This is a genomic window from Bacteroides sp. HF-4919, assembly GCF_018860125.1.
This window is the reverse complement of the sequence record NZ_JAHKNF010000005.1, coordinates 49,618-75,451: the sequence shown is the minus strand read 5'-3', so window position 1 is coordinate 75,451 and position 25,834 is coordinate 49,618. Positions and strand designations below refer to the sequence as shown.

Genomic DNA, 25,834 nt, shown 5'->3' with positions numbered 1-25,834 from the left:
CCTGTCAACAGATAGTTACTATATCCCGAAAGTCAAATTCACATCCATACACAGGTATTACCCAAAGATGTGTGTACGGACAATTAAATAAACAAGCCGAGCGTTCAAATAGTTCATCACATTATTTTCGATGAACACGCCGCATGTACATAAACTGCCACAAGAAAGCCGGCATCACCCCACTCAAATACTGTCGCTCTTCCACCTGTGAAGTTTAAGGTCGACACAACCGTTTTTTCGGAATGAAACACCTTCATCGGACAACAGTTGCCGTTGTTCATCCCATCCGGGCACCAATCGTCCTATAGCATTGACTACCCGATGACAAGGAAGGCTTAAACCGGCAGGTACCTGCTTCAATGCACGCCCCACCATACGTGAATATTGCGGCATCTCGAGCAAAGCGGCAATATCACCATAAGTAACAACGCTACCGGCAGGAATTTCACGCACGACACTGTATACTTCATTGCAAAAAGTTTCGGACAAATTAGATTTATTTTCTTTATAATCTTTCATGGGTGTATCGCTTTTATGCAGCAGGTTCTTTTATAATCCGCTTCTTTTTAAAAACTCCGTCGGGCTTTCACCGAACTGTTCTTTGTAGCATTTCGTAAAGTAGGAAGGTGACGTAAAACCCACTTCATATCCAACCTCTGCTATCGTCATGTCCGAAGAGGCCAGCAGCGAAGCCGCTTTCTTAAGCCGTGCCATGCGAAGCAGTTCGTTCGGCGCAAAATTGGTGAGCGACTTGATCTTCCGGTAGAGCTGAACACGGCTCAGCCCCATCTCCTTGCCCAAATCTTCCACATTCAATTCCGAATCACCCATCTTTGCTTCAATCAGCGACTTGAACCGTTCGACAAAATCTTTATCCATATCGCAGATATCCTCTTTGGCCAATGTCTGCCGGTCGCCAAAGAACTGCTTCATGCGCCGTCGTGACTCAATCAGATTGCGGATACGGGTCAGCAGCAACTGCGAACTGAAAGGCTTGGAAATATAAGAATCGGCTCCACCGGCATATCCCTGAATACGCTGCTCGTCAAGCGAACAAGCTGTCAGCAGGATCACGGGAATGTGGCAGGTCTGCAATTCCCCCTTCAACCGCCGACAACATTCGATACCATCAATCCCCGGCATCATCACATCGGAGATGATGACATCGGGAACATACTTCATCGCTTTACGGATTCCTTCGGTCCCGTCCGCAGCTTCGATGACGGAGTACTCCGAATTGAGCAATGTGTGCACATAAGCACGGATGTCAGCATTGTCGTCGATCACAAGTACAGAAGGTTTGGACGGATCATTGAAGTTCTCCGCTTCATCCTCCCGGAGCAGGTTATCCACCTGGTCCGGAGCAGATGCCTCCACCGGAGCAGATGCCACGCCGGTCTCCGCTTCGCATGTCCGCACCGGCAAATCGACGATAAAGACAGTTCCCTGCCGTTCGTCGCTCTCCACCTCGATGATTCCGCCATGTATCTCGACAAACGCTTTTACCAGTGCCAGCCCGATACCGGAACCGGTATGATGCCTGTCGATCTTATAGAAACGGTCGAAGATGCTGCGGATATGTTCTGCCGAAATCAGACTCCCGGTATTGGCGACTGTAAAACGGAAGAAAGGAGTGCCCTCTTTCTGCAAAGCCGAAAGCCGGACAGTGACTTTACCATTCTCGGGGGTAAACTTGAACGCATTGCCCAACAGATTGAAGTAGATACGCTCCATCTTCTCAGCATCCGCCAGAGTGTGGTAATCGGCACCGGGCATGCTGTCGAACGAAAAATGGATATGCTTCCGCCGGGCGGCTGCCTGAAACGAATCGTTCCACTCTCCGAAGCACTGCAACAGATTGAGCGGGACCGGGGTAAACTCCATCTTTCCCGTCTCATATTTGCGAAAATCGAGTATCTGATTGACCAGACGCAACAGGATCTGTACGTTGCGCTGCACCAGCAACAACATCCTGCGCCGGTCACCCTCCAATGACGGGTCGGCCAACAACTGCTCCACCGGATCGGCAACCAGAGTGAGAGGGGTGCGGAAGTCATGTGAAATGTTGGTAAAGAAAACCAGTTTGGCATGTGTGGCTTCCTCCAGTTGATGGGAAAGTTCTATCAGTTGGTCTCTCTGCTCTTCCAGTTGCTCCTTCTGGCGGGAAAGTTCCCGGTACAGGCGATTCTTGGAACGGAGAGATTTATACACGACAATCAGCAATCCGACGATCAACAACAGGATGACAAAGCCCCCATACAGCACCACCTGCTGCGTGGCCACCCGCGAAAGATACGTCCCTACCCGGCTGTTGAGCGTCTCGATTTTTCCATCCAACTCGCTGATATGGGCTGTCTGCAATTCCATCACGTGCGCATTTACCGCGTCAACTACTGCTGTCTTCAGTTTTGTCTCCCGTTTAAAAGGTTTCTTTTGTAGAATATCCATCGCCAGCTGAACCACCTTGTCTCCTTCGGTGGGATAAATGAAGGTAGCATCCAGCACGCTGTCCAGTACCAGTTCCACTCCGTTACCCTTGCCGGGCAGAGCATCGATACCTACAAACAGCATCTCCTCCTCACGTCCCAGACGTCTGGCGGCCTGATAAGCACCGGCGGCCATACGGTCGTTCATCCCATACACGGCATCAATCTCCGGAAAACACTGCAAGAGAGAATCCATCTTTATTTCGGCAGGCTGCCTCAACCAACCCGCATCCTCCCGGGCAAGCAAGGTGATGCCCGGATACTGGCTGATGGCACTCATAAAGCCTTGGTGACGTTCGATGGCAGGAGTGGAACCGACAAGTCCGCTCAGTTCGACTACTTTTCCACGCCCCTTCAGGCGATGGGCTATGTAATTGCCGACGGCTTTGCCCAACTCGTAATTGTCGGCTCCGATGTATGCGGTATATTTATCGGAAAGTATCCTGCGATCCACCATAATCACCGGAATACCTCTATCGAAAGCTTCCTCCACAACGGGAGTGAGAGCCATTCCCTCGTTGGCAGCCACAATAAGCAAGTCTACCTTCTGCCGGATGAAGTGACGTATATCTTCTATCTGTCGCCGGCTGTCGTCATTCGCCGTACGCGTCTCTACCTCTACGCCTCCGTAAAATAAGGCTTCGCGCTGTATCTCGTCATTCATCTTATGCCGCCAGGTATCATCGCTGCATTGCGACACGCCGATGACGTACCGGGGAGCATCATGGCTACACGAGACAAGCAGTCCCGACAAAACCAGCCCAAGTAAGAAAAGTACACGTTTCATGGTTGGTTATTACATAAAAGGTTCCGGAGGCAAATATAACAATTTCCCCCCGAAATCTTCCATCCGATTGGTTTAAAACCAAGACGGATGTGTGTCAAAACTCACCACAGAGGACACAGAGTAACACAGAGATGATTTTAAATCGTTGGTTATTAAAAAGACTCTGTGATACTCCGTGATACTCTGTGGTGAAAAGAGTTATGACACATCCCCACGACTCTATCAACCAATCAATAACCCTATATAAACCAACACATTAATCATCTAAACGATTTCTCAGAGCATCCGGTAGTACGGGCATCGCACCGCTCTGTGTACACACGTAAGCCGACACTTCCACTGCCAGTTTGTGTGCCTCGGGTATACTCTTTCCTTTCAGAACAGATGAGCAGAAAGCTGCCGTGAACGAGTCACCTGCCCCCACGGTATCGGCAACCGGCACTTTCGGGGTTTCCTGGAAAGAGACCGCACCGGGGGTAAATACATAACTACCGTTCGTACCGCATGTCAGGATCAGCATCTTCAGGTTGTACTTGGCCAACAGAATCCAGCATTTATCCTGAAGGTCGATGCCCGGATAGCCGAACATACGGCTGATGGTAACCAGCTCCTCATCGTTAATCTTCAGCACGTTACACTTCAGGAAAGATTCGCGCAACACTTCCCTGGTATAGAAACTTTGGCGAAGATTGATATCGAATATTTTCAACTGTCCGTCCATGTCGGGCATGGTGTCGAGGAAACGGTTGATGGTGGCGCGGCTCACCTCGTTGCGCTGTGCCAGCGAACCGAAACATACGGCCCGCGTGTTCAGTGCCAAACGCTTCAAATCGTCCGTGAAGGGGATATTGTCCCATGCTACGCCTTCCTTAATATCATAACACGGCACTCCTTCACCGTCAAGAGTCACCTGCACGGTTCCTGTCGGATAATTGACCCGCTCAAGCTGGTGCTTCAACTGTTTTTCCCGGAATACTTCCAGAATTTCATCCCCCAGCTCGTCATTTCCCACCGCACTGACCACACGGCTGTCAAAGCCAAACTGCGACACATGATAAGCAAAATTAGCCGGGGCTCCCCCGATTTTCTTTCCTTCGGGCAGCACATCCCAAAGTGCTTCGCCCATTCCTACGATTATATTGTTCATGGCATGAATTGGGAAGCCTCACCTCAGGAAGGTGTGTCGGAACTCGTATTCACCATAGATTACACAGATAAATATCCATTAGCTATCAACAGATTAAGTTCTCTCTGTGAAACTCTGTGGTGAATTATAACACACCCTCAAGGTTACCGCTTCATTATGGTTATTAAATAAATTACTTTCTGATTCTCAATGTATAGAACATCAGATAGAGTACCCCGACCGTCATCACGGCCACGGCTCCGCTCTGTCCCACTGCATCCGAAGCCACTCCCATTGCCAGCGGGAAGATGGTTCCTCCGAAAAGTCCCATAATCATCAGGCCGGAAACCTCGTTCTTCTTGCCCGGCATATAAAGTAATGCCTGCGAGAAGATGATAGGAAATACATTGGAATTTCCAAACCCGATCAGGGCGATACAAACGTAAATCATCGTCTGATCCTGGAAAATAAACAACCCTGCCATAGCCGCCAGCATACACAACACGCTGATGGCGAAGAAGGTTTTGGCTGCCATCTTCTGCAAAACAAATGCCCCCAGAAAACAACCTGCCGTACGGAAGATGAAGTAGAGACTGGTTGCAAACCCGGCATCTGCCAGAGTCATGCCCAGACGTTCCATCAAAATCTTCGGTGCTGTGGTATTGGTGCCGACATCGATCCCGACATGGCACATAATGCCCAGAAACGAGAGCAGGATGAAAGGTTTGCCCAGCAAAGCCAGACACTGCCCGAAAGTGGAGGGCTTACCCTCTTCAGGCTCCTCGGTGATCTGCGTGGCATTGAGCATCAGGATGGCAGCGACTGCCACCACCATGTAGATGGGGAACAGTACCCGCCAGCCTAAATCGAAGGTAGGGATAGCCTGCGTAGCTCCCCACATAGCGATGTAAGGGGCAAGGAAAGAGGCAATGGCCTTTACGAACTGCCCGAAAGTAAGGGTGCTTGCCAGGCGTTCACCGCTCACGATGTTGGAAAGCAGCGGATTGAGTGATGTCTGCATCAGTGCGTTGCCGATTCCGAGCAACGAGAAAGAAACCAACATCAGCAGATAGCTGTCGCCAAAGACAGGCAGCAGCAACGATGCAAAGGTGATCAGCAGACTAAGCAACACGGTCTTTTTACGCCCGATGCGGTTCATCAGCATTCCCGTAGGCACCGAGAAGATCAGAAACCAGAAGAACACGAGCGACGGAAAGATATTTGCCTGTGAATCCGTCAGTCCTAAATCTGCTTTCACATAGTTGGAGGCAATGCCCACCAAGTCTACGAATCCCATGGCGAAGAAGCAGAGCATCACCGGGATAAGTTTCATGTAAGAGTTGTTTTTGGTATTTTCCATGATATGTTAATTTAAAAAAAGCAGATTTAAGCTACAGCCTGTACACCTTGCACTGGCTGACCTTGAAAGCTCCCCCACGGCTGTAGAAACTCATCTGGTTATAGGGAGTTGTGGGGAATATCAGGTTTGTCATGGCAATCTTTCCACCGTTCAGAAAGATTTCCACCGAACATTTATCAACAAAGATATCCAGTTTATAGCTGTCGGCCTTCTTCACCGGAGCCCAGGTACCCAAGGCAAAATCGTCCACATAGTTGATGGAGTTCTGCTTCCGACGGTCGTGTGCCTCGATGGCATGAGGGGCGCTGTCCTTTCCGAAATCTACAATGCCGCTCTTAGTGCGGTCCATCACCAGTTTCTTCTCCGGAAGGCTGATATAGATATCTACATTCTCCCCTTTCTCATTGAACAGTTTCAGTCCCATGATTTCCGCCGAACCGGCAGCCAATTCCAGCTCTATCTCGTAAGCTCCCCGGTTATCGGCCAGCAGTGAATCCACATGATAGGCGTCCGCCACCTCAAAGGCCGGGATCTCCCGCGACTCCTTACGCAACGACTTCGTCTCTTCCACCGGAGCGGCAGCCATATAGATATCTCCATCCTGAGTATAAAGGCTCAGTTCGCGAGGCAACGCATTGGCACTACGGAACTGGCGGGTAGGCACAATATTGGCATACTGCCAGTTGCTCATCCAAGGCACGGCAATCGTACGGTCACCCGTATTCGAGAAGCAGACAGTCGCATAGTGATCTTTTCCCCAGTCGAGCCACTTCACCGTTTCCGGCCTATTGTCGCAAACAAATTTCTCGCCGTCAAAATCACCTATAAAGTACTGAGTGGCACTTCCACCGAAGTAGCATCCCGGATTCACGTTGACTATCAACGCCCATTTCTTATGATTCGGATCACCGTCCACCGGAAGTTCCACCATATCGGGACACTCGAACTGACTGGGCTGAACACCGTAGCCTTCGCCCCAACCGCTCATATACGTCCAGTCCTTCAAGTTCAGTGACGAATAGAAACGCATCTCTTTATCGGCCGATACCACCATCACCCACTTCTGATCCGGAGCATACCAGAACACTTTCGGATCGCGAAAGTCCTTCAATCCGTCAAACGGAGTCAGGATGGGGTTCTTTTCATATTTGGTAAACGTACGACCGTTATCGGTGCTGTAAGCCATACACTGTATCTGTCCGTTCTTGTCACTGGCCGAGGTATAGAAAGAAACGATGGTACCTGCGCCGTAACCGGCTGTATTGGCATCGTCCACCACCGAACTTCCGGAGAAGATATGCCCTAACGTATCGCGGGCAAGCGCCGGTTCCAGATGTTCCCAGTGTACCAGATCCTTACTTACCGAATGCCCCCAGTGCATGTTGCCCCACATAGAGCCGTAAGGGTTATACTGATAGAACAGATGATATTCGCCATCCTTGTATACCAGCCCGTTGGCATCGTTCATCCATCCGTAAAGCGGAGTATGATGATAGACAGGACGATACTTGTCCGTATTGGCGGTATCAAACGTATCCGAGAGTTTGAGCTCTTTCCAGCACAAAGCGTCTTTGGGCAGGTGGCGGATGCGCACAGCTACTTTTTTCTCTCCTTCAGGTAAGGCATACGGGACGAAATAGTCCACTTTCTCCCTCGACAGGCGCACGTCCATCTCTACCGGAACGGAATCCGAAGCGATGCAGATCTGCGCTTCGGGAGTCTTCTCCTCGACAGGCAAAAGTAAATACTGCGTAGGATTTGTAATATGGATTACGGTAAGGCTGTCGCCTTCTTGTTCAATGGTCATTTTAGTTTGTGAGCTTTGGCAAGACGAAATTCCGAGAGAGAAAGCCAAAGCGCCGATCACTCCTCTACTTACATTCATAAAAGTTGTTTTCATGATAACAAGGTGTTTTTTATTAGTAATGTAATAGCTGTGTTTACTGATGGCAAAGATAGCGGAGATATCTGCCACCGGCTATTAATTTTGTTTCAAATTGTATAACGATTGATACCAAAGCCCCGTCAGAAGCGGATGCTGGCCGCAAACTCCACGGTAAACGGACGAATATAGCTGCCCGCCATCCAATGGCCGTTATAGGATGCCGCGTCTTTTTTGTCCACCAGTTCGGCACCGGCAATACTTCCTTTGGCTCCGGTCTGATTGAGGAAATTAACGACTGTGGCGCTCAATGCGAGATGTTTGTTCACCGTCCAGTTGATGCCCCCGAAAGTCTCCCAACGCCCGTTGAAGTAGTAAGCGTTTTTAATGTTGGCGTACGTCTTGCTGAAATAGCGGAAGCTGGCCCAGACTCTGAGGTCGTTCGTAATGTTGTAGCTGGGATCGAGCTCGACGAGCACTTTCGGAATCTCCGTCACAATATTTCCCGTGGCATTGATTTCACCTATCGTACCGTCCTTGAAAGTCACACTCGTTTCATATTTCTTGTAAGTCGGGCTTTGGTAGGTAAACAGGAAATGGAAGTTGAAGCCTTTGAACGGTTTGATCACTGCATCCGTCGTCCAGCCGATGGTCTTGATGTCATAACTCAACGGAGCGGCAAGAATCTCGGTCCGGTCGTTCGGGTTAATCAGATTGAGCGTCGAGTTATTGTTTGTTTTCGAGATGTAGGAGAACAGAGAAGTCAGGCTGATCCAGTCCGTGTTATAATAGACCCCGGCACGTCCCAGGGGAACGGATATTTTATCGGTATTGGGCATAGTGGCAGGTGAAAAGTTCGACAAACCGGGACGCTGTGTGTTGTAAGTGAAGTCGGCGGTGAAACCGAACTCCCGGGTCAGTTTATAGGTAGCGGCGGCGGTGAAGGCCATGTTCATCCAGTCGTAGTCGAAAGGGCGGGGTGTAATCCCGACTCCTTTATCGGATACGGCGCCCAGATAATAATCTGCGAAACGGCCTACGGCATTTCCTTCTGCGTCATACACAGCCGCATTCTCTCCTTCCAGATGCTGCCATTCCAGGCGTGTACCATAATATACATTCCATTGGGGAGAAATATCCCAGTCGTGGGTGGCATAAACAGCTAACTTGTTTTCGTGCCCTTTGTAGTATTCCGAAGCATTCTTATTGAAATCGTAGTACACGCCGTCCGTATTCCCCTCACGCACCAGACGTTCGGGGTACTCTTCTACCGTATGGTCATACATGGTTGTGTTCGAAGCATAATCCACTTTGTAGTGCCATTCGTTCACACCGAGCCTCCAGGTCATATTGCGATATTGGCGTGAAAGTTCGGAAGTGGCGAAGAACTCGTCAATCGTACCCCGGTTAAAGCAAGACATACGGCTTTGCACATATCCTTCATACGGTTTCAACGTACCGTCCGTTCCTTTCAGAAAATAGCCGGCGGAGGCATCCTTCTGCTCCATGGCCATCGGGGTCTGATAGACATACGAACCCAAGGCATGATCATACTTCAGGTTAACCTTCCAGCTCAGGCCGTTGTCCCAAGTGTAGGTATTGAGCAAAGTCAACTGGTTTCCTTTATTCAGAGTGGCATCATAAAGATTGGTCTTTTTCAGCTCTCCCGTACGCATATCACGATAAACCATTTCTCCCGTGGCAGGCAGGTAAGAACTTGTTCCGAGGCTGAATCCCGGTATTTCTTTCACGCTGCCGTCTCCAACATAGATGAAAGGAGCGGAAGTCGTTTCATTACTCGGCCAACGGCTGTTGCTGTAGTGATAGATGGCCGATAGCTGTCCGCGCCCCTCGCTGTAATTCTTGGTCAAGGCTGCTTTATAGATTTGAGTGCGGTCCTGATTGGAAGTAAAGCGCAGTTTAAAACTGCCCGGGTCAAAGTTCTGGTAGACACTTCCGCTATAAAACCAGCCTTTCCCCATACCACCGCTGATATTGGCATCGAACTGCTGCTTGCCAAAGTGGTTGGTGCTGTAATTGACGATTCCACGGAATTTCTCAGTTCCCAACTGAGTAAAAGAGTTTACGGCATAGCCGATGTTTCCGGTAGTAATAGCGGTTTCGGAGATTTTGAGCAGTCCGACGTGTCCGAGACTGCTGTCTCCACGCCAGTGAGTATTTACGTTATGCGGATTAGAGGTATAGACTACAGGGAGTCCGTTTTCGAGTACGTTTACGTCTCCACCCGGCAGGCCGATAGAGATTTCGCGGGGACCGTTGGCGCTCGAAGCGTTCAGCATAACGTTGCGATTGCCTTCTTCTTTCGATCCGGATGGTGTCCGGGAAGATTCTTTCTTTTCTTGTGCGGTTGTGAAGCCGGCCATCAGCAAGCAAGCCAGCAGCCAGACAGCTCTTTTTTTGTTCTTCGTCATGGTACTTAAATTTTTTAGTTGATTGAGATTGTTTTGATGCCGCAAAGGAACGCGGAATCCCATTTCTCAACTAAAAGATTTGTTTCAAAGGCTGCAAAATTTGTTTCGTCAGCCAATCATACATTGTATATCAGCAATTTACAAAACAAGAAAAGAGGCTTTTAAGAATAATAAAAACAGAGTAATCCTCTTCTTACTTCAATTGGTTGATAGCAAGAGCGGATAAAGGGAAGCTGTCAGATACGCAAAATCACTTTCCCTTTCCTTCCAGCAGATCTGCGATCTTCTGCTTCAGGTTTAGTTTCAACATTTCATCAGGACGCAACTCGATCTCTAAACTGATCTTTGCACTTCCCACTTTAAACGGAGACTCTTCGTCCGTAGCAAGGGCATGCTCCCTTTTTATGGAATATAGAACAGCGAAATCATAATCCAGCGCCAACGACAGACTATACAGTGTATCCGTATCGATGCTCTTTCGTGTCAGCAGATAGTCCACACTCTGTGGCCTCACCTCCAACCTACGGGCAAGTTCGGCTTTGGTCACCTGCCTTTCGGCCATGACCTGTTTTATCACTTCACCTATGTATACATTACTCTTCTTCATATTCCAAATACCGTTCAGTCGTCCCACATGCCAATCACGTAAAAAATCCCCGACAGCCGTCACGGACACCGGGGAGGTATAAATAAATGGACTTATTTATTTATAAAATCACCCACCCGGCCGAGAGGCCGGATGGAGATAGAGGTCAAAATTTAAATCCGATCTTAAACGTCGGAGCCGCCAAAACACTGTAGTTGTGGCTATCTGCCGACAGATCGCCAAGACCGGCTTGCGGATTATACGTAGTCTTGTTGTACGTATAAGCAAACGGATCGATCTGTGCACCGATGTAAAGGGCAGGAAGAACATAGTAATCGACACCGACAGTCAGGGCGCCACGAAGATTCCAGCTCTCGGCAACAGATTTGCCCATAGAGGTCTCTTCATCATACTTCATTTCATTTTCGCCGTAAGCAAAACCTACGCGAACACCTGTATACCACATCAGGTTAGGAACACGCTTGATGTTGAAATAACGATCAACACCTGCCGACACATTATAGGCGAACGACTGAGCACTGGCTACGGCACGGTAGTTAGGGATTTCTCCCATATTCTCGTCTGCCGAGTTATTCATATTCGAATCGTCTATCGTGCCGGGAACAGCCGGATAACCGGGGTTATTCGTGAAGCTGACACCGCCACCCAAATTTAGTTTCCACTGATCTTTGAAGAACCAGCCCCCTTCGAAACCAACCATCAGCTTTTTGTCTGCCCAGTTGGTTGAGAGCGCTCTGACTTCATAGTCAGTCAGCAGCCCCGAAGGGGCTGTGACGTTTGTGTAACTATTGTATCCAACAGTAGCTGCTACCGTAAAGTCTCCTTTTTTAGGAGTATTGTCTTTACTACAGTTCTGCGCATTTGCTGCAAGACACATCATGGGTAGAACGGCCAACACTAAAAGTCTTTTTATTTTCATACGATACTTTTTTTGATTTGTTGTTTATTTGCCGTTACTGAATATGAAGAAGATTACAAAGCAGCAATGGCATCATCCAGTTGCTTCTTATATTTCTCCACAATCTGTCCCTGACTTTCAATCTGAGCATTCAAAGCTGCAATACGATCTACCATATAAGCATGTAAAGCCTCAGCTGTATCTTCTCCCATATTATTTGGGTCAACAACATAACCTGGATACCATGTATTAGTCACACGGTCGTAATGAGCATAATCGTTCCAAACATAAATAGTTTTAGTACTATTCGCCTTAGCAATATCTTCTTTTGCGTTAGCAATCTGAACATCACAATCAGCAATCAGTTCATCAATATTGGCAGTTGAGTTCAAAAGAGTACTTACATCCTCTTGAGCTGTTTCGTTTGCATCTAACGGCAACTTCGCTGCATCATCAGCATCACTTGCTGCAACTAAAGCCTCAGCCAAAGTTTTTGCATCAGCGATATCTTTGTCGTATGCAGCTTTCGCATCTGCATTAGCAAACAATGCTACTGCATCTTGGAATGCTTTAAATTCAGCTTCAGCTTCAGCCAATTCTTCTTTTGCAGCCTCTAAAGCCTCGTCAGCTCTTTCAATATCAGGTTGCAATTCATCAATAGAAGCTTGAATATCAGCTTTTTCTGCGTCAGTAGTAGCTGCTGCTTTATCAGCCTCTAATTGTTTTTTCTGTGCAGCCATAGATTCTATATTAATATATGCACCTGAAGCCTGTATACCCTTATCTGCATTTGAAGGTACACCTACGATGTTCTCTTTAATATATTTTATTTTATTTTGGAAAGCAAGAGTTGCAGATGTAGTTTGGCTCTTCACATTCAACTCATAAAAGTCAACAGACTGAGCATTATTACTGTTCTCGCCAACTTCTACAGAATTAGAAGTAGTCACTGAGAATCTGTGAGTTTGGTTATTATATTCAACCTCAACATCTGTTAACTCCGCTCCTACTTTAGCTAAATCAGAAGATAATTTATCAGTATTGCCACTTTGGTTATAAATTTTCTCTTGTGCTTCGTCAAATTTAGCCTGAGCAGCTGTTTTAGCATCTGCCGTTTTTCCTTTTGCAGCTGTAAGTTCAGTAGATTCAACTCTAAGTGTCTGTAATTTTTTCTCTAATGCAGCACGGTCAGAAGCAATCGAAGATAATTTCGACAATTGATCTTTTCTCTCCGTCTGTTGTGCTATAAATTGATTCTTCTCTACAGCAATCTTTTCAGCAGCTTTCTGAGCAGAAACTACACCTGCTTTTAAAGCGATTTCATCAGCAGTAGCGTTGATTAACTCTGAGTTCAAGTCAATTAACCGACTACTTGCACTGGAATAATTCCCCCAAAGAGTACTGTTAATCCACTGATCCTGATTAGTAATAATAGCCATTTCCGCATTTTTCTGATCTCTTTGAGCCTCTGCTATATCACGAGCTGCCTCAGCTTGGATTACAGTTAATTTAGCTGCCCATTTTGCTTTATCAGCTTCAGTTTTCGCATCTTGATAAGCAGCTTCCGCTTCCTTCAATTTAGCTTCTGCATTTGCTCTAATCGTTTCAGCCTCTGCCTGCGCATTAGCCAATGCAGCAGCACCTTTCAGTTGTTCTGCTTTTGCGTTACGCACCGCTGTTACCGATGCCGATTCGTCGTTGTCTACGCAAGCTCCCAGTGACAAAGCACCCAGAAGCACTGCAACCATCATGAGTTTCTTTTTCATAATCTCAATTTTTAGTGTTAATAATATAATTAATTCAATATTAGTGTAATACCTTTATTTTTCTCTAATTCTATCAAAATTGGCTATATTTGCCAATGGTTAACATACTTTTCAAAGAACCCTTTAATAATTGGGTATATTTAATTGTTCGAAGCAAATGTAGATATTATAATTATACTAAGCAAGAGTTAAGAGAAAAAAAATTAGAGTTTTTTGTATAAGTCTGAGTTTTAATGGAATCCAAGTAAAAAGAAAAAGCCTAAACAGCTTCTTCATACCTATATAATAATAAAATAAGGAAATATCCACGTAATATAGAACTGTGAAAAGAGCCCTCGCTATAAAAGAAAAAACATAATCATTATATAATAATGTATATCATAATATATATTAAGCAAAAACACATGCAGATTGATATGATGAAAGCAATATTCCGAAATCCATATCAAAAAATCGCAAAAAGTCATTTCAGACTAACTGTTCATTTTTCCAAAAACTGTAAAATAGGAGTGAATCGGCAAGTCATATGCAAAAATTTGGCCTGTTTATATAATGAAATCCGAAAGCCGTCAGCAGGAAGTTAACATCGTAAAAACAAAGAACCAACTTCCTGGCAAGAGAAAGTTAATGTCCTGAAAGCAGGAAGTTAACTTCCTGCTTTCAGGACATTAACTTTCAGAAAGAAAAGCAAGGTTAAGTCGTAGAAAAGAGAATAAATTGACCCTGAAAAAGAACGTTTTCTTCCGGAAGCCAATCAAAAACGAGCATCATGCGAATAGCATTTTGAAATCACGCCAACATTTTGAGCTTCAATTTTATTACAATACCCGCCAATTTCCATTCATCTTGAGCAAAATATTCCCCAAACACAAGACGAATGAATTATGCTATCGCAAAATCTACGCATTTTTATCCTGTCTGTCTCCTTTGGGACCGTAAAAAAGCGTTTCTACGCATTTTCAAATACAAAATGACAGATTGTATAAGTGATCGTGAAAAACAAGTTGTATTGCCTTACCTCAATAAGATAAAAAGTTGAATTGAGAACATTAAATGGAGTGTAGACTATTCCAGTTGGCTTCCGGATAATATAACGGTTGCCTATTTAAAAACTAAAGAGAATAAACCTATCAATAACCAGCCAGAAAGCCCATTGCACGGACATCTATCAAATGATAGCGGGAAAGCAAATCCCTGGTCCCCTTCGACAAACGAGTGGTTCGGATTGATTATGTCCAACAGATAAACGATCATGCTAAGTTGGTAGGTTGCCTGCCGTCTCTTTCTGTACGGCTTCATTGTCAACGACTATCTGCGCATGGAAAATTGTCTGTTCTATTTGTAATAGATGTTTCAAAGAAAATCCAAACATGTGCTCCGTTGCCCGAACGAGAGCGTTCGATGTAACAAGGGATTTTCCATTCTTTGCAAACACAAACAAATGCAAGTACATCGTTTTGATAACCGTGTTCACAACTCTTGTCATCAAAGTCAGTACATAGAAGCAGGTGTTATCATACATTATCGGATACACACCTACAACATCTCTACCGAAACCATCTTTTCCCGCAAGATGGTTATAAATATACTCTTCAGTCAGTGATGCAAATAGACGATTGGGGCATTCTTCGTACGATAATGTTATGGTTTTAATCCAAGACTTTTTGAGCGACCTTTATTGCTTCTTTTTTCGAATTATCATTGTCCTCTTCAATAGCGTCAAGTACTTTGTCTGCAAGCCATAGCGTTAAGAGTTCCTTTTCATCAACCTTAAATTGTTTGGCAAGGGTGATTACCTACTCACGTTTTGCTCTTCTATCGCCACGTTCAATTTTGCTAAACATAGGAGTGTCTATTTCAAGAATAGCTGCTAATTGCCGTTGAAGCAGTCCTTGCTCCTCTCTTAATTCTTTTATTCTCTTTCCCAATAACATATGTAATGAATTAAAGAAGTTTTTCTAATTCTTCTACAGGAGGGAGCAGTCTCTTTAGACGCTCATCCATATCGGCAGTAGTCTTATATGTCGCCACTCCCATAGGCTTGTCATAGTCTTGGATTACATACTCAACAAATTTCTTATTGGCACTCTTGCAAAGAATGATTCCTATAGACGGATTCTCATTAGGCTTGCGTACTTCATCATCCAAAATACGCAGATATGCCGCCAATTGCCCTAAATACGAGGTCTTGAACGGACCATCTTTCAATTCCACACAAACAAGAGCAGCCAACTCTCTATTGAAGAATAGCAAGTCCGGAAACTCCTCTACACCGAATTTTTCCAAATGATATTGGTTGCCTACAAATGTAAAATCTTTGCCGAATGTCATAATAAACTCTTTCACATTCTGCACTATGCTTTGTTCGATTACCCGTTCATCTCTATCCTTGTCCCTAACGAACAACTCTTCGGTGTTGATAAAGTCAAGCAGATATTCATCTTTGAACATCGTGATTGCACGATATGCCTGTAGCTGATCAGGGATTGTTTTCTTAAAATTATTTGTCAACTCACCTTGATGACTATACAAATCGTCATTTATCATTCGTTCCAAATCCTCTACCTTTGCTTTTGTGTCAGCTACGAATTGAATGTAGAATTTTCGTTGCTCTGTATCCTTAACTTTGCTGATGATAACATAATGGTGGGTAAAACCAATGTCCATAAATGCTGCAATCGGGAAATTTGCATCTATCTTAAACTGCACTGTAGGCAATTCATTCGTTCCAACGAACGAATTATGCTTTTCGCTTATTAAATTGTTCGTTTCAACGAACGAATTGTCCGAAAGCATCTGCCACTCCTCATAGAATGTACGCATCTTTCGTAAGCTTGCTGCGGAAAAGCCTCTTAACCCGGGTAATTCTTTACGAAGTTGTTCGCTGATTGCTTCAATGAATCCCGTGCCCCAATTCTTATTGCGGGTATTCACAGAGACAAATCGTCCAATGCCGTAGTAAAGTGCTAATTGTTCTTGGTTAATTATAGCCAAAGCTCGTTGTTGGCTTTGCAAAATCGCACCTTTAATTGCTTAAACAGCATTGGCGAGTTCTGTATATTTCATTGTATTAATAATATTGCTCATTTTAATATCAAATTATTGTATATATCTTGAATAGTCAATATTTGACAACAAATTTAGTAAAAAGATTCTATAAGCAACCTTAGTTGTCCATTATTTTTTCTCCTAACCCAATAAATAGACTACTATCTTTTTCTTTCTGTTGGCATAAACTATTCAAAACCTTTAGCCTTATCTTGCTTGCCTCGTATGTTTTAAGCCTAAACGTATTGATATACAAAATGATGCAGAACGATGAAACGTAATGCCACAAAGAAAAATCAGACTCTGTCATCGGGTAATGATTTGAAAACTGTCCGCCTTCATTCCCTTGCTTTATTGCCATTGTTCCTATTTCCGAGCTTCTCTGTTTAATGCGTTATGAATCAGTTCTTAACGCATATATTCACTTTTTTGTTCCGAGAGGGGCAGCCGGATGTAATTGTGCGATAGTGAACTGCCTTTGTGCGTGTTCGCACAATAACAAGAGAGCGTTCGAGAATATATTGTATTATATAATAGCTATTTAGCGACATGGCATGATTCTTGCAAGCATAAAGAAAAAACAGTAATAGAACATGATTAAGCATTACTTGAAAGTAGCATTACGCAATCTAATGAACTTTAAAGTTCATAGTCTTATTTCGGCTGTTTGTTTGGCGATAGGCATCACCTGCTTCTGTATGATGAATCATTTTATTGATGCCGTATCCGGTAAGATTGAACTGTCCGATGATAATGAATACAGCATCCGGTTGCTCGGAGCATCTTCCCAGACAGCCGCCGATATCTATTTGTTTAAGGAGGATTTTGATTATCTGAAAGGGTTGCCTATAGCGGGCATAGATCCCCTTGTGGCCTCTTCTTATAGCAATGAAAGAGAAATTACGGCCATTGACAAAAAACAACGGGAACTGCCGTTTCTGGTGTCGTTCAAAGATGTATCATCTAATTATTTCACTTATAATTCGCTCCAATTGAAGTATGGCAATCAAGAGATAACAGCTCCCAACGAGGTGATCGTTTCCCAATCGTTTGCCCGGAAAGCATTTGGACAAGAAGATCCGATAGGTCACGTCATCCGTCAGGAGACAGAGGCTAACGACTCGTCTGATCTTGTGGTGTATAAAATTGTCAATGTTGCTTTGACAGAAGAAAAGGATCATCGTGGAAAAACAATCGATTGTTATTTTCCCCTGTCCGCAAAGTCCCGTACTCCACTCAGCATCAGATCACGTCTCACCGGACAAACCACGACGGAAAGCCTGAATAAACAGTTAAAGAACCTGACCTGGAAGCATGGAGAACAGGATATCTATTTATATGCTTTCCTGGAGTCGGAACAGAATGACAGTGTCCAAAGAACGATAAGTATTCTGCTCGCCCGGTTTATAGCTTCGCTGATTTTATTGTCGGGGTTGATCAATTTTCTGAAGTTCATTATCCAAATGTTCTATAACCGGCAACGAGAACTGGTGCTTCGCAAATGTATCGGTTCGGACATCAAAGGATTGTTTGCCTTGCTTTTCGCCGAAATCTTCTGGATACTATCTGTCGCTTTCTTTCTGTCATTGGCCGTGACGGAAATCACCCTCTCTCTGGCATATACATACATCCGTCCGGAAGACATGATCTCATTCTCTTTGGTAGATCTATATGGTTCACAATTAGGATTGTATCTCGTTTTGCTGTTGATCTGCATGCTCGCCATTCTTTATCCTATCTATCGGTTACGCCGGTTGAGTGTCCTCCATTCGGTCGTGCAGAGACAGAAGCGGCACGTGTTCCGCAATTTCATGATTGCTTTACAATTGGCGATTTCCATCCTTTTCACAGGCGGTGTATTTGGCATAACGCTTTTGTTCGATGAGATGTTTGAAGGAATGTACCATCCTTTGAGCACGGAAGAAGAGAACCGGGTGATTTCAATATCGGTCAATACCATACGCATGCAGAAAAACATGGATGCCATTCTTTCGGATATCCAGTCCTTGTCCGAGATAACCGATCGGACATCCGCTTTCAATACTTTCGATGCCGATGTTTATACCTACATGACCTACATGAAAAACGGAAAGCCGAGAGGAAGTGTGCTGATGAACGAAGCAGAACCCCATTATTTTGAGTTCTTCAAGATCCCGTTCTCCGGAAAATTGGTGGATAAGGATGCTCAAGGCTTTGTTTATATAAGCGAACAGTTTAAAGAACAATTGCAAAAGGATAGTATAGAAGGTAGTGTCACGTTGGATGGCAAAGAATACCAGATTGCCGGAACTTACCGCGCACTGAACAAGGAAAATGCTCAGAACAGGGCAGTCGGTTCTGTCTTTTTAGTTAATCCGCAAGCTTATACCTATTACTTCAAAACCCTCCATTCGGATATTACTCCGGTCGCCCTAGAAAAAATAACGGAGATCTGCCGGCGTTATGTACCTGAGACATTGCCTCTTGATATTCGTAATATGGGTGATTCCAAACAGTCCGTTATGGGAACTGTAGCACTCTTGCAGACAGCATCCCTGTTGTTGGCAATAGTCAGTATCCTCTTGTTGATATTAAGTATTTATTCCGGAATCTCCATGGATGTGGTAAACCGTCAAAAGGAAGTAGCCATCCGAAAAATAAACGGAGCTACCCCGAAAGTGATTGCCCTGTTATTCGGCAAAATCTATCTGATCATTTACCTCTCTGTCTTCGTAATTATCTATCCGTTAGTACGATTGGTGTTGATAGGGATCGCACAAAAAAGTAGTTTGAAAAGCATATATAGTTGGAATTGGGGAATCTTGTTGTTCTTCACGATGGCCCTTTTGATCTTCTTGGTTACGGCATACAAGATTTATAAAGTAATGCACTTGAATCCGGCAAGTGTTTTGAAAAAGGAATAAAAACGACCTCTGTCGCGTCTGCCTGTTATGAGGGTGTGTCCAACTGAAGTACCCCCCAAAAGCTTTGTGTCTGACTTTTGGGGGTAACATTAAACTCTATGATAAACTTCATCAAACGGTACTCTGCCCCGCTCGCCCCAGATTCCTTTATTTCCATCTCGTATTCCGCAGCCGATCACCATGTTCACTTCGGCACCATGAGGCAATTTCAGCAGTTTCTTCATTTGTTTACTGTCAAAGCCTTCCAAGGGGCAGGTGTCGTATCCTTCGTTTGCCATTGCGATCATAAATGTCTGAGCGGCAAGCGCACAAGATTTATGGACGACGACACGCATATCACCCTCGGAAACTTCACGCACAATGGGGCGGAAAAGGCCGATGGCTTTGGCCAGCAGGACTCTTAAAAAGCCCAGCAGACCAAGGAACCGGGCATAAAGAAACGGCATTAACTTTCCATAATAGAGTTCTCTGTCCTTGATACGTTTTTCCTGACGCTCCCGGGGACTGTTTCGTCTGACGTTCCCTCTTTCAAAATCGAGTACAAACCTGGCCCTGCTCCGATATAAATCCTGACGTGTAACAAAAACGACAATCTCTGAAGCTGTTGAAGTCGCAGTCTGGTCAAGACAGGCTTTGGATATCTTTGCCAGCAACTCCGGTTGCGTGACCTGATAAAACTCCCACAATTGCATATTTGAACTGTTGGGTGCCAACGTTGCCAGTTCCAGACAATGTTTCACCTTTTCCGGATCCAACTGTTTCTCTCTATCAAACACCCGTACAGAACGACGATAATTTAAGACTTCCTCTAAATTCATTTTTATCTGATCAAATTATTTTTCCCATTTAATTGTTGCATTACCACCTCCGCCATTTCTTTTGAACTGAACGGGTTTTGCCCCGTTATCAGATTATGGTCCACCACTACTTTTGAGGTCATCGGAATTAATGCTTTTTCGTAATCGGCTCCTCTTTTTTTCAACTCTGCTTCAAGATCAAAAGGTACCTCCTTCTTTCTCCCGGCAACACTTTCCTCAAACCAGGAAAATCCTGTGAGCCTTTTATCTTTTATAAGATACTCTCCGTTGGACAATTTGACATTCAAAAGCCCACTTACACCATGGCAGATCGCGGCTACTATTTTAGTATGCTCATAATGCTCCTTAATAATCGTCTGCAAAGTGGTATTATTAGGAAAATCATACATCGTACCATGTCCGCCCGCCAGATAGATACAATCAAACAGCTCTCCGGCAACCTCGTCCAAACTCTTCGCATGTCGCAACTCATTCCTAAATTCAGGATCATCCCAATACTCTTTCGAAAGTTTGTCTAAAACCATCGGCTTTAAACTTTCCGGATCAACAGGGACGTTGCCACCTTTGGGGCTTGCTATGATTATTTCATATCCCTTTTCTTCCGCACAATGATAGATGTGAGTCAACTCACTGAGCCACAATCCTGTTTCCAGATTTCCATCAGCATACATATCCGTTCCCGTTACAACAGCCAGCATTTTCAAAGTATCCATATATATTCTTTTTATAGTGACGTTATATAGGAACATGGCTGTAACCTACTTGTTACTTTACCAATCAGACTTTTAACTTTATTTTCAACCACTTGTGACCCGGCTTCTTAAAACATCCACATTCTTTGCCGGGATATCAGCCAACTTCAAACTTCTGCTTCGCACATTCGTATCCTTCTTCATACAGATCGGTCAGTTTATGGATGTCACGTTCAATGCGATCGACAACAACCGGTTTCCGGGGCCGGATAACAGTTATATTTCCCTCTTCTTCCATACGCTCAACCATCTCCAATTGTTCGTTGTATACAGCACAACGCCTGCTCAACGCTTCACGTATCTTCGGATATTTACGATAAACAAAAGAGGGAACGCGGATGTCTTTATTCTCTTTCCGATAACCGCGGTTCCGGGTAAGAACAACCACATTGTTCCGATATCCATCGTCTATGGCACGTTGCAAAGGAATAGAGTCGACAATACCTCCGTCCAGCATGGGAATACCGTCTACATAAGCTATGGGGCAAACGAAAGGAAGGCTGCTGGAAGCACGGACAATGTCGATCACACGGTTTTTATCCTCTTTCTCCTCAAAATAATTGGCTTCTCCGGTCAGGCAATTGGTAGTCACCATCACATAACGCCCGGGAGAATTGAAGTATGCCTGATAATCGTATGGAAGTATATGCTCGGGAAACTCCGTAAAGAGGAGATCGAAGTCCAGAATATTCCGTTTCTTAAGCAGATGTTTCAGCCCGATATAATGATATTTTTCTAACAGGTCTATATTACTGTACTTGGCACGCCCACGCTGTCGGGACATATACGAAAGGCCGTTACAAGCCCCTGCAGACACCCCGATCGTATAAGGAAAACGAATATCATGGTCCATCAGATAGTCCAGTACCCCACAGGTAAACACTCCGCGCATACCTCCGCCTTCAAGCACCAGACCGGTTTGATTATCAATTGTCATCTTTCAGAATAATTAATCGTTAGAAATTAGTAGTACCTTAGTTTTTCTTAGGCCGCCGGATGACTAACAAGGAAGGAAAATCACGGAACACTTCTTCCTCTTCGGACAACTTCGTATAGGACAGGTGGCTCATCACAAGCAAGCCGTCCTTTGCTACCGAAGCCAGATCAACGGCGCTATTAAAGGATTGCGTTCGTATCCGGGAGGAATATTTGGCCAGTATCGGCTCTGTAGACTGCCGGAAAGCCTCATCATCCGTATCGAAGAGGAAAAGATGTACCTGTGCGCCCCCCTCCAGCATACTCTCAAGATAAGTAAGCAGAAAAGCATCGATCACCCCACCCAACACAAAAGAGACGGGGACGTTTCCGCTATAACCACGGTTGACAAAAACGGCTACCGGACATTTCACCTGTTCCATCACATCATCTATCTTATCACGAAACAGAGAGAGCCATAACACTCCACTGCCTCCGGCAGCATCCGGTCTGTACTTACTTCCTGCTCCCAGCAGAAACATGTCAGGACGCTCTTTTCGTGCCAACCGGATCATATCCTGCACCAATTTATCGGTCACCCGGTAACGGTTTTCAACACTAAGTCCCAACTCTGAAGCTTTTTCGTCCACCAGCGAGAAACTATCACGGGCATATTGCTCTGCATTCAATGGGTTTAAGTCCGTCCCCACCGTAAAATGGGCAGCGACCACATGGGCAGCTTTCATCTTTTTTCCAAATAATAAGAAAAAAACGGAAAGCAGGCTGCGTCCCGACTCCGGTCGTCCAAAACAAAAGACCAACTTCAACTTAGCCGATAAACGTTCTTCGCGACGGGCAAAAATCTGTTCAACAAAATGCAGCAACGGGGTGGTCATGAAGGTAGTCACCAGAGCCATAATGACCAGGATTACAAAAATAGAAGGTGGAAGCACTCCCATTTCGTATCCGATGTTTAGTGCAACCAACTCCATCAATCCCCGTGTATTCATCAGCGTACCGATAGTAAAACTGTCTTTCCACGACTCTCCCACCAAACGGGCGGCAACGGCGCAACCACCCAGTTTTCCTGCCACAGCAACCGTAATCAACAACAGGCAGACTCCCCAAAGCGCCGGACTGTTAATCAACCCGATCTCCGTACGCAACCCGGTAAAGGCAAAGAAAAGCGGAAGGAAAAAGACAAGAGCAATGTCTTCCACTTTTTCCATCATCACCTTACGAAATCCCAGGCTGGGAGGCATCACGACTCCTGCCATGAAGGCTCCGAACAGGGCATGAATACCGATAATCTCGGTAAGCGTAGAGGAAATAATCAAAATCAGCAGAATCAGGGCCACAAATGTTTTATTAATCACCTCCTGATTGGCATACACCTCTCCTACTTTCTTGAGAAACGGCCGCACCACCATAAACATGATTATGATATAAAGGGCAGTCAGCCCGATGGCATAAAGAGCGCTGGCAAATGTTCCGGCCTTGGCAATGGCTATGACTACAGCCAGCAAACACCAGGCAGTGACATCATCATTGGCAGCCGAAGCTATGGCCAAAGTTCCCAAAGGAGTTTTCGTCATATTCCGTTCCTGAATGATGCGCGCCAATACCGGGAAAGCGGTAATACTCATAGAGATACCGATGAAAAGGGCAAACGGCAGGAAACTTGTCTGGGCAGCGGCATATTCTTCATAAATCCAGTAAGATGCGACGATGCCGAGGAAGAACGGAACCAATATACCTGCATGGCTGATGACCAATGTTTCGTTGATCTTGTTTTTAAGTACACTGAAATCGAGTTCCATTCCGATCACAAACATGAAAAGTACCAGACCGACCTGGCTCAATAATTCAAGATTCGTAAGGGACTCCGGAGGGAACAGGGCCTGAAATACATCCGGAAAGAAATAGCCCAACACGGAAGGTCCCAACACAATTCCCGCCACAATCTCACCAATCACCCCCGGCTGCCCGATATGTTTAAACAGAAAACCAAAAAGCCTCACCATCAACAAGACAGCGATTATCTGTATCAACAATATACTTAACGGATGATGCAGGTTGTCGGTGACAAACTGACAAAACATAGCGAAAGGAGTCCCCTCCGCAACAGCTGATGATGCTACCACATGGTGTGAAAAACGGTCACCTTCCTCGATAGCCATGTAAATAAGTGCCCCGAAAAGGAGCAACATGATTACATAAATAAGATAATTTTTTTTGGCTCTCTGCATACAAGCATATTTTTGTGTGAAGTGTGTCTATGCAAAGATAAAACAAACCAAAAGAAAAAATAGTTTTAGAGCAGGTTTAAATATTGATTCATATAAAAAGGCACTGAAAAGAATATATGGACACTCTGTTTACTTTCCTTATTTCCGCTTCAAAGTTCCTGTTTGTCATCAGGAAAACAAGATTATAACAACACACAAAATTGATTTAAAACCAAAGGATTGCTGATTTAAGAGGTAAACCCCGTTAGTTTAAGCCCCAGAGAACTTTGGCTTTAAACTAACGGGAACATAGTTTCGAATGTATCCTAAAACACCTGTTCACTAATCGCCGGTAATTCCCTGCCCCTTCAGGTCGGCAACCGATATTGTAAAATCATTTCCCTGCCTGATCCGTTCCAATACCAGGTTGCCTACTTTCCGGGCATCTTCTTCCAAAGCAAACCCTTTCCACCCCGGAAGGGAAGGTATGTATGGTTGGCAGATCACTACCCGGTCGCCACAAAGAATCTGATAACCATATCCGTTCCCATTTTCTGTTTCAATTACTTTGAGACGATACGGACAAGCTTCATGCCGGTCATAGAAAAAGAGGACTGAAACAGCGCAGGCAACGCATATCATACAAAGTAGCTTCTTATTCCTCTTCATATTCATAAGGTTTCAGTTCCCAGGTATCGTCAAAGTAAGAACTCGAACCACTGCCACCCGTCGCAACAATACCCCGGGTCCCGGTAGAGAAGCAAACAGCATGAATACGGGTACTTCCTTCAAACGCCGTCAGGTCGTCACCTTCCCAAAGATCGGTTGCCGGATCATAAATCCAATAATTCGAATAATAGCTTCCTCCGGCAGTGGAACCCAGAGTCAGATAAGCTTTTCCATCGATCACAAAACTGACTCCATAGGAACGGACAATAGATGTATAGTCATCATCGTAATCATCATCACTCGTATTGGCGATGTCTCTCAGTTGTGTCCAAGGTGTAGCAGCGGAAGGGTCGAAGCACCAGAAGTCCGATACATCGGAATTATTGTTCTGCCCTCCGCAGACATAAGCTTTCCCGTCGATGACAAATGCCGTACCTCCCTGACGCTTTTGTCCTCCGAAACCATTCACGATAGTCCATTGTGAACCGGCTGCGGCAGTAGGGTCGAAACGATAAAAGTCCTTCAGGTAATTATCGTTGTAACCGGTTCCCACATAACCATAATTATCAATCCCGAAGCCAAGGGCATAATAGCGGGCTCCTCCCTTGAAGTCGTCCATCTGCCTCCAACTATTCGTTTCCGGATTATACTCCCACGTATCGGACAGGTATTTCTGATCGGGATTGTATCCGGTAGTGACATACCCTTTGCTACCTACCGAGAAGCCGGTGGCAGCATTGCGGACCGTACCGGGCATATCGGCACGCTGAGTCCACCAGTCATTGTCGATATCATATTCCCAGGTATCGGCGAGCCGGGTCGTTTTTCCGTTATAGCCTCCGCAGATGTACCCTTTATTACCAATGGTGAAACCGGCAGCATCGGTCCGTGCTACCCCGTCAAAGTCCGAACGCCGGTACCATACTCCGGCCGTATAGGAAGCATCTTCCGTACAGGCACACAAACAAAAGAGTATGGCACAAAGCACCAATACTCCGGACGCGGACTTACTCGCTACAGTTTTTTCTATTCCAGTCATTCTTTTATTCTGTTTTTTAATCGTTAATTACTGACCGCAAATGTAGACGACATCAGTAAGGGTGAAAAAAAGGATCGACTAACAGGCACATTCTCTCTACCAACCAAAATGCAGTCGA

The 25,834-nt window shown here is 45.1% G+C and carries 16 protein-coding genes and 4 pseudogenes; 1 reads left to right on the top strand and 19 read right to left on the bottom strand.

The window, feature by feature from the left end; genetic code table 11:
- Positions 1 to 183 precede the first annotated feature (183 nt).
- From KO473_RS10220 to KO473_RS10170, 13 genes and pseudogenes are all read right to left on the bottom strand, one after another.
- The gene (locus KO473_RS10220) at positions 184 to 519 is read right to left on the bottom strand and encodes an MGMT family protein (protein WP_101603401.1); all 336 of its coding nucleotides are present in this window, start codon (positions 517 to 519) and stop codon (positions 184 to 186) included.
- Positions 520 to 549: 30 nt separating this feature from the next.
- A pseudogene (locus tag KO473_RS23785) lies at positions 550 to 1,314 on the bottom strand (response regulator); the annotation flags it as partial.
- 90 nt (positions 1,315 to 1,404) lie between these two features.
- Positions 1,405 to 3,273, bottom strand: a pseudogene (locus KO473_RS10215) (substrate-binding domain-containing protein); the annotation flags it as partial.
- 256 nt (positions 3,274 to 3,529) lie between these two features.
- Positions 3,530 to 4,420 (bottom strand): carbohydrate kinase, encoded by an 891-nt coding sequence (locus KO473_RS10210; RefSeq protein WP_005780717.1) that lies wholly within the window; start codon positions 4,418 to 4,420, stop codon positions 3,530 to 3,532.
- Positions 4,421 to 4,592: 172 nt separating this feature from the next.
- Positions 4,593 to 5,759 (bottom strand): MFS transporter, encoded by a 1,167-nt coding sequence (locus KO473_RS10205; protein WP_005780718.1) that lies wholly within the window; start codon positions 5,757 to 5,759, stop codon positions 4,593 to 4,595.
- Between the two features lie 31 nt (positions 5,760 to 5,790).
- On the bottom strand, positions 5,791 to 7,659 hold the full coding sequence (locus KO473_RS10200; RefSeq protein ID WP_122130216.1) for a GH32 C-terminal domain-containing protein: 1,869 nt from the start codon (positions 7,657 to 7,659) through the stop codon (positions 5,791 to 5,793).
- A 125-nt stretch (positions 7,660 to 7,784) separates the two neighbouring features.
- A complete protein-coding gene (locus KO473_RS10195; protein WP_181996018.1) occupies positions 7,785 to 10,073 on the bottom strand; it encodes a TonB-dependent receptor in 2,289 nt (762 codons plus the stop codon).
- 250 nt (positions 10,074 to 10,323) lie between these two features.
- Positions 10,324 to 10,680 carry a helix-turn-helix transcriptional regulator gene (locus KO473_RS10190; protein ID WP_122130217.1) on the bottom strand — a complete coding sequence of 119 codons (357 nt, stop codon included), beginning with the start codon at positions 10,678 to 10,680 and terminating at the stop codon, positions 10,324 to 10,326.
- A 145-nt stretch (positions 10,681 to 10,825) separates the two neighbouring features.
- A complete protein-coding gene (locus KO473_RS10185; protein WP_122130187.1) occupies positions 10,826 to 11,599 on the bottom strand; it encodes a BT1926 family outer membrane beta-barrel protein in 774 nt (257 codons plus the stop codon).
- Positions 11,600 to 11,652: 53 nt separating this feature from the next.
- Positions 11,653 to 13,344, bottom strand: coding sequence for a hypothetical protein (locus KO473_RS10180; protein ID WP_122130188.1), 1,692 nt, complete (start codon positions 13,342 to 13,344; stop codon positions 11,653 to 11,655).
- A gap of 1,343 nt (positions 13,345 to 14,687) precedes the next feature.
- A pseudogene (locus KO473_RS23435) lies at positions 14,688 to 14,998 on the bottom strand (helicase); the annotation flags it as partial.
- Positions 14,994 to 15,278: pseudogene (locus tag KO473_RS10175) on the bottom strand (helix-turn-helix domain-containing protein). The pseudogenes KO473_RS23435 and KO473_RS10175, both read right to left, overlap by 5 nt.
- Positions 15,279 to 15,288: 10 nt before the next feature.
- Positions 15,289 to 16,374: a YhcG family protein gene (locus KO473_RS10170; RefSeq protein WP_227560177.1), complete on the bottom strand. Its 1,086-nt coding sequence runs from the start codon at positions 16,372 to 16,374 to the stop codon at positions 15,289 to 15,291.
- A gap of 611 nt (positions 16,375 to 16,985) precedes the next feature.
- On the opposite strand from KO473_RS10170, the gene KO473_RS10165 reads away from it, so the two are divergent.
- Complete coding sequence (locus tag KO473_RS10165) at positions 16,986 to 19,295, top strand: ABC transporter permease (protein ID WP_122130189.1); 2,310 nt, start codon at positions 16,986 to 16,988, stop codon at positions 19,293 to 19,295.
- Positions 19,296 to 19,384: 89 nt separating this feature from the next.
- Here KO473_RS10165 and KO473_RS10160 read toward each other — a convergent pair whose 3' ends face one another.
- The 6 genes from KO473_RS10160 to KO473_RS10135 form a co-directional block, all read right to left on the bottom strand.
- A complete protein-coding gene (locus KO473_RS10160) occupies positions 19,385 to 20,113 on the bottom strand; it encodes a nitroreductase family protein (RefSeq protein WP_005821288.1) in 729 nt (242 codons plus the stop codon).
- Positions 20,114 to 20,115: 2 nt separating this feature from the next.
- Complete coding sequence (locus KO473_RS10155; RefSeq protein ID WP_005821290.1) at positions 20,116 to 20,826, bottom strand: type 1 glutamine amidotransferase domain-containing protein; 711 nt, start codon at positions 20,824 to 20,826, stop codon at positions 20,116 to 20,118.
- Positions 20,827 to 20,962: 136 nt separating this feature from the next.
- Positions 20,963 to 21,802: a patatin family protein gene (locus KO473_RS10150; protein ID WP_005780737.1), complete on the bottom strand. Its 840-nt coding sequence runs from the start codon at positions 21,800 to 21,802 to the stop codon at positions 20,963 to 20,965.
- A gap of 37 nt (positions 21,803 to 21,839) precedes the next feature.
- Positions 21,840 to 24,029, bottom strand: a complete 2,190-nt coding sequence (locus tag KO473_RS10145; RefSeq protein WP_005821292.1) for a cation:proton antiporter — start codon at positions 24,027 to 24,029, stop codon at positions 21,840 to 21,842.
- Between the two features lie 321 nt (positions 24,030 to 24,350).
- Complete coding sequence (locus KO473_RS10140; protein WP_232303457.1) at positions 24,351 to 24,677, bottom strand: DUF4907 domain-containing protein; 327 nt, start codon at positions 24,675 to 24,677, stop codon at positions 24,351 to 24,353.
- A complete protein-coding gene (locus tag KO473_RS10135; RefSeq protein WP_005821296.1) occupies positions 24,664 to 25,716 on the bottom strand; it encodes a kelch repeat-containing protein in 1,053 nt (350 codons plus the stop codon). Before KO473_RS10135 ends, KO473_RS10140 begins: the two co-directional genes overlap by 14 nt.
- Positions 25,717 to 25,834: the final 118 nt, after the last annotated feature.

What these genes read in the sequence shown, in the direction of transcription:
- KO473_RS10220 (WP_101603401.1), bottom strand. Translation starts at nt 519, where the DNA reads ATGAAAGATTATAAAGAAAATAAATCTAATTTGTCCGAAACTTTTTGC.
- KO473_RS10210 (WP_005780717.1), bottom strand. Translation starts at nt 4,420, where the DNA reads ATGAACAATATAATCGTAGGAATGGGCGAAGCACTTTGGGATGTGCTG.
- KO473_RS10205 (WP_005780718.1), bottom strand. Translation starts at nt 5,759, where the DNA reads ATGGAAAATACCAAAAACAACTCTTACATGAAACTTATCCCGGTGATG.
- KO473_RS10200 (WP_122130216.1), bottom strand. Translation starts at nt 7,659, where the DNA reads ATGAAAACAACTTTTATGAATGTAAGTAGAGGAGTGATCGGCGCTTTG.
- KO473_RS10195 (WP_181996018.1), bottom strand. Translation starts at nt 10,073, where the DNA reads ATGACGAAGAACAAAAAAAGAGCTGTCTGGCTGCTGGCTTGCTTGCTG.
- KO473_RS10190 (WP_122130217.1), bottom strand. Translation starts at nt 10,680, where the DNA reads ATGAAGAAGAGTAATGTATACATAGGTGAAGTGATAAAACAGGTCATG.
- KO473_RS10185 (WP_122130187.1), bottom strand. Translation starts at nt 11,599, where the DNA reads ATGAAAATAAAAAGACTTTTAGTGTTGGCCGTTCTACCCATGATGTGT.
- KO473_RS10180 (WP_122130188.1), bottom strand. Translation starts at nt 13,344, where the DNA reads ATGAAAAAGAAACTCATGATGGTTGCAGTGCTTCTGGGTGCTTTGTCA.
- KO473_RS10165 (WP_122130189.1), top strand. Translation starts at nt 16,986, where the DNA reads ATGATTAAGCATTACTTGAAAGTAGCATTACGCAATCTAATGAACTTT.
- KO473_RS10160 (WP_005821288.1), bottom strand. Translation starts at nt 20,113, where the DNA reads ATGAATTTAGAGGAAGTCTTAAATTATCGTCGTTCTGTACGGGTGTTT.
- KO473_RS10155 (WP_005821290.1), bottom strand. Translation starts at nt 20,826, where the DNA reads ATGGATACTTTGAAAATGCTGGCTGTTGTAACGGGAACGGATATGTAT.
- KO473_RS10150 (WP_005780737.1), bottom strand. Translation starts at nt 21,802, where the DNA reads ATGACAATTGATAATCAAACCGGTCTGGTGCTTGAAGGCGGAGGTATG.
- KO473_RS10145 (WP_005821292.1), bottom strand. Translation starts at nt 24,029, where the DNA reads ATGCAGAGAGCCAAAAAAAATTATCTTATTTATGTAATCATGTTGCTC.
- KO473_RS10140 (WP_232303457.1), bottom strand. Translation starts at nt 24,677, where the DNA reads ATGAAGAGGAATAAGAAGCTACTTTGTATGATATGCGTTGCCTGCGCT.
- KO473_RS10135 (WP_005821296.1), bottom strand. Translation starts at nt 25,716, where the DNA reads ATGACTGGAATAGAAAAAACTGTAGCGAGTAAGTCCGCGTCCGGAGTA.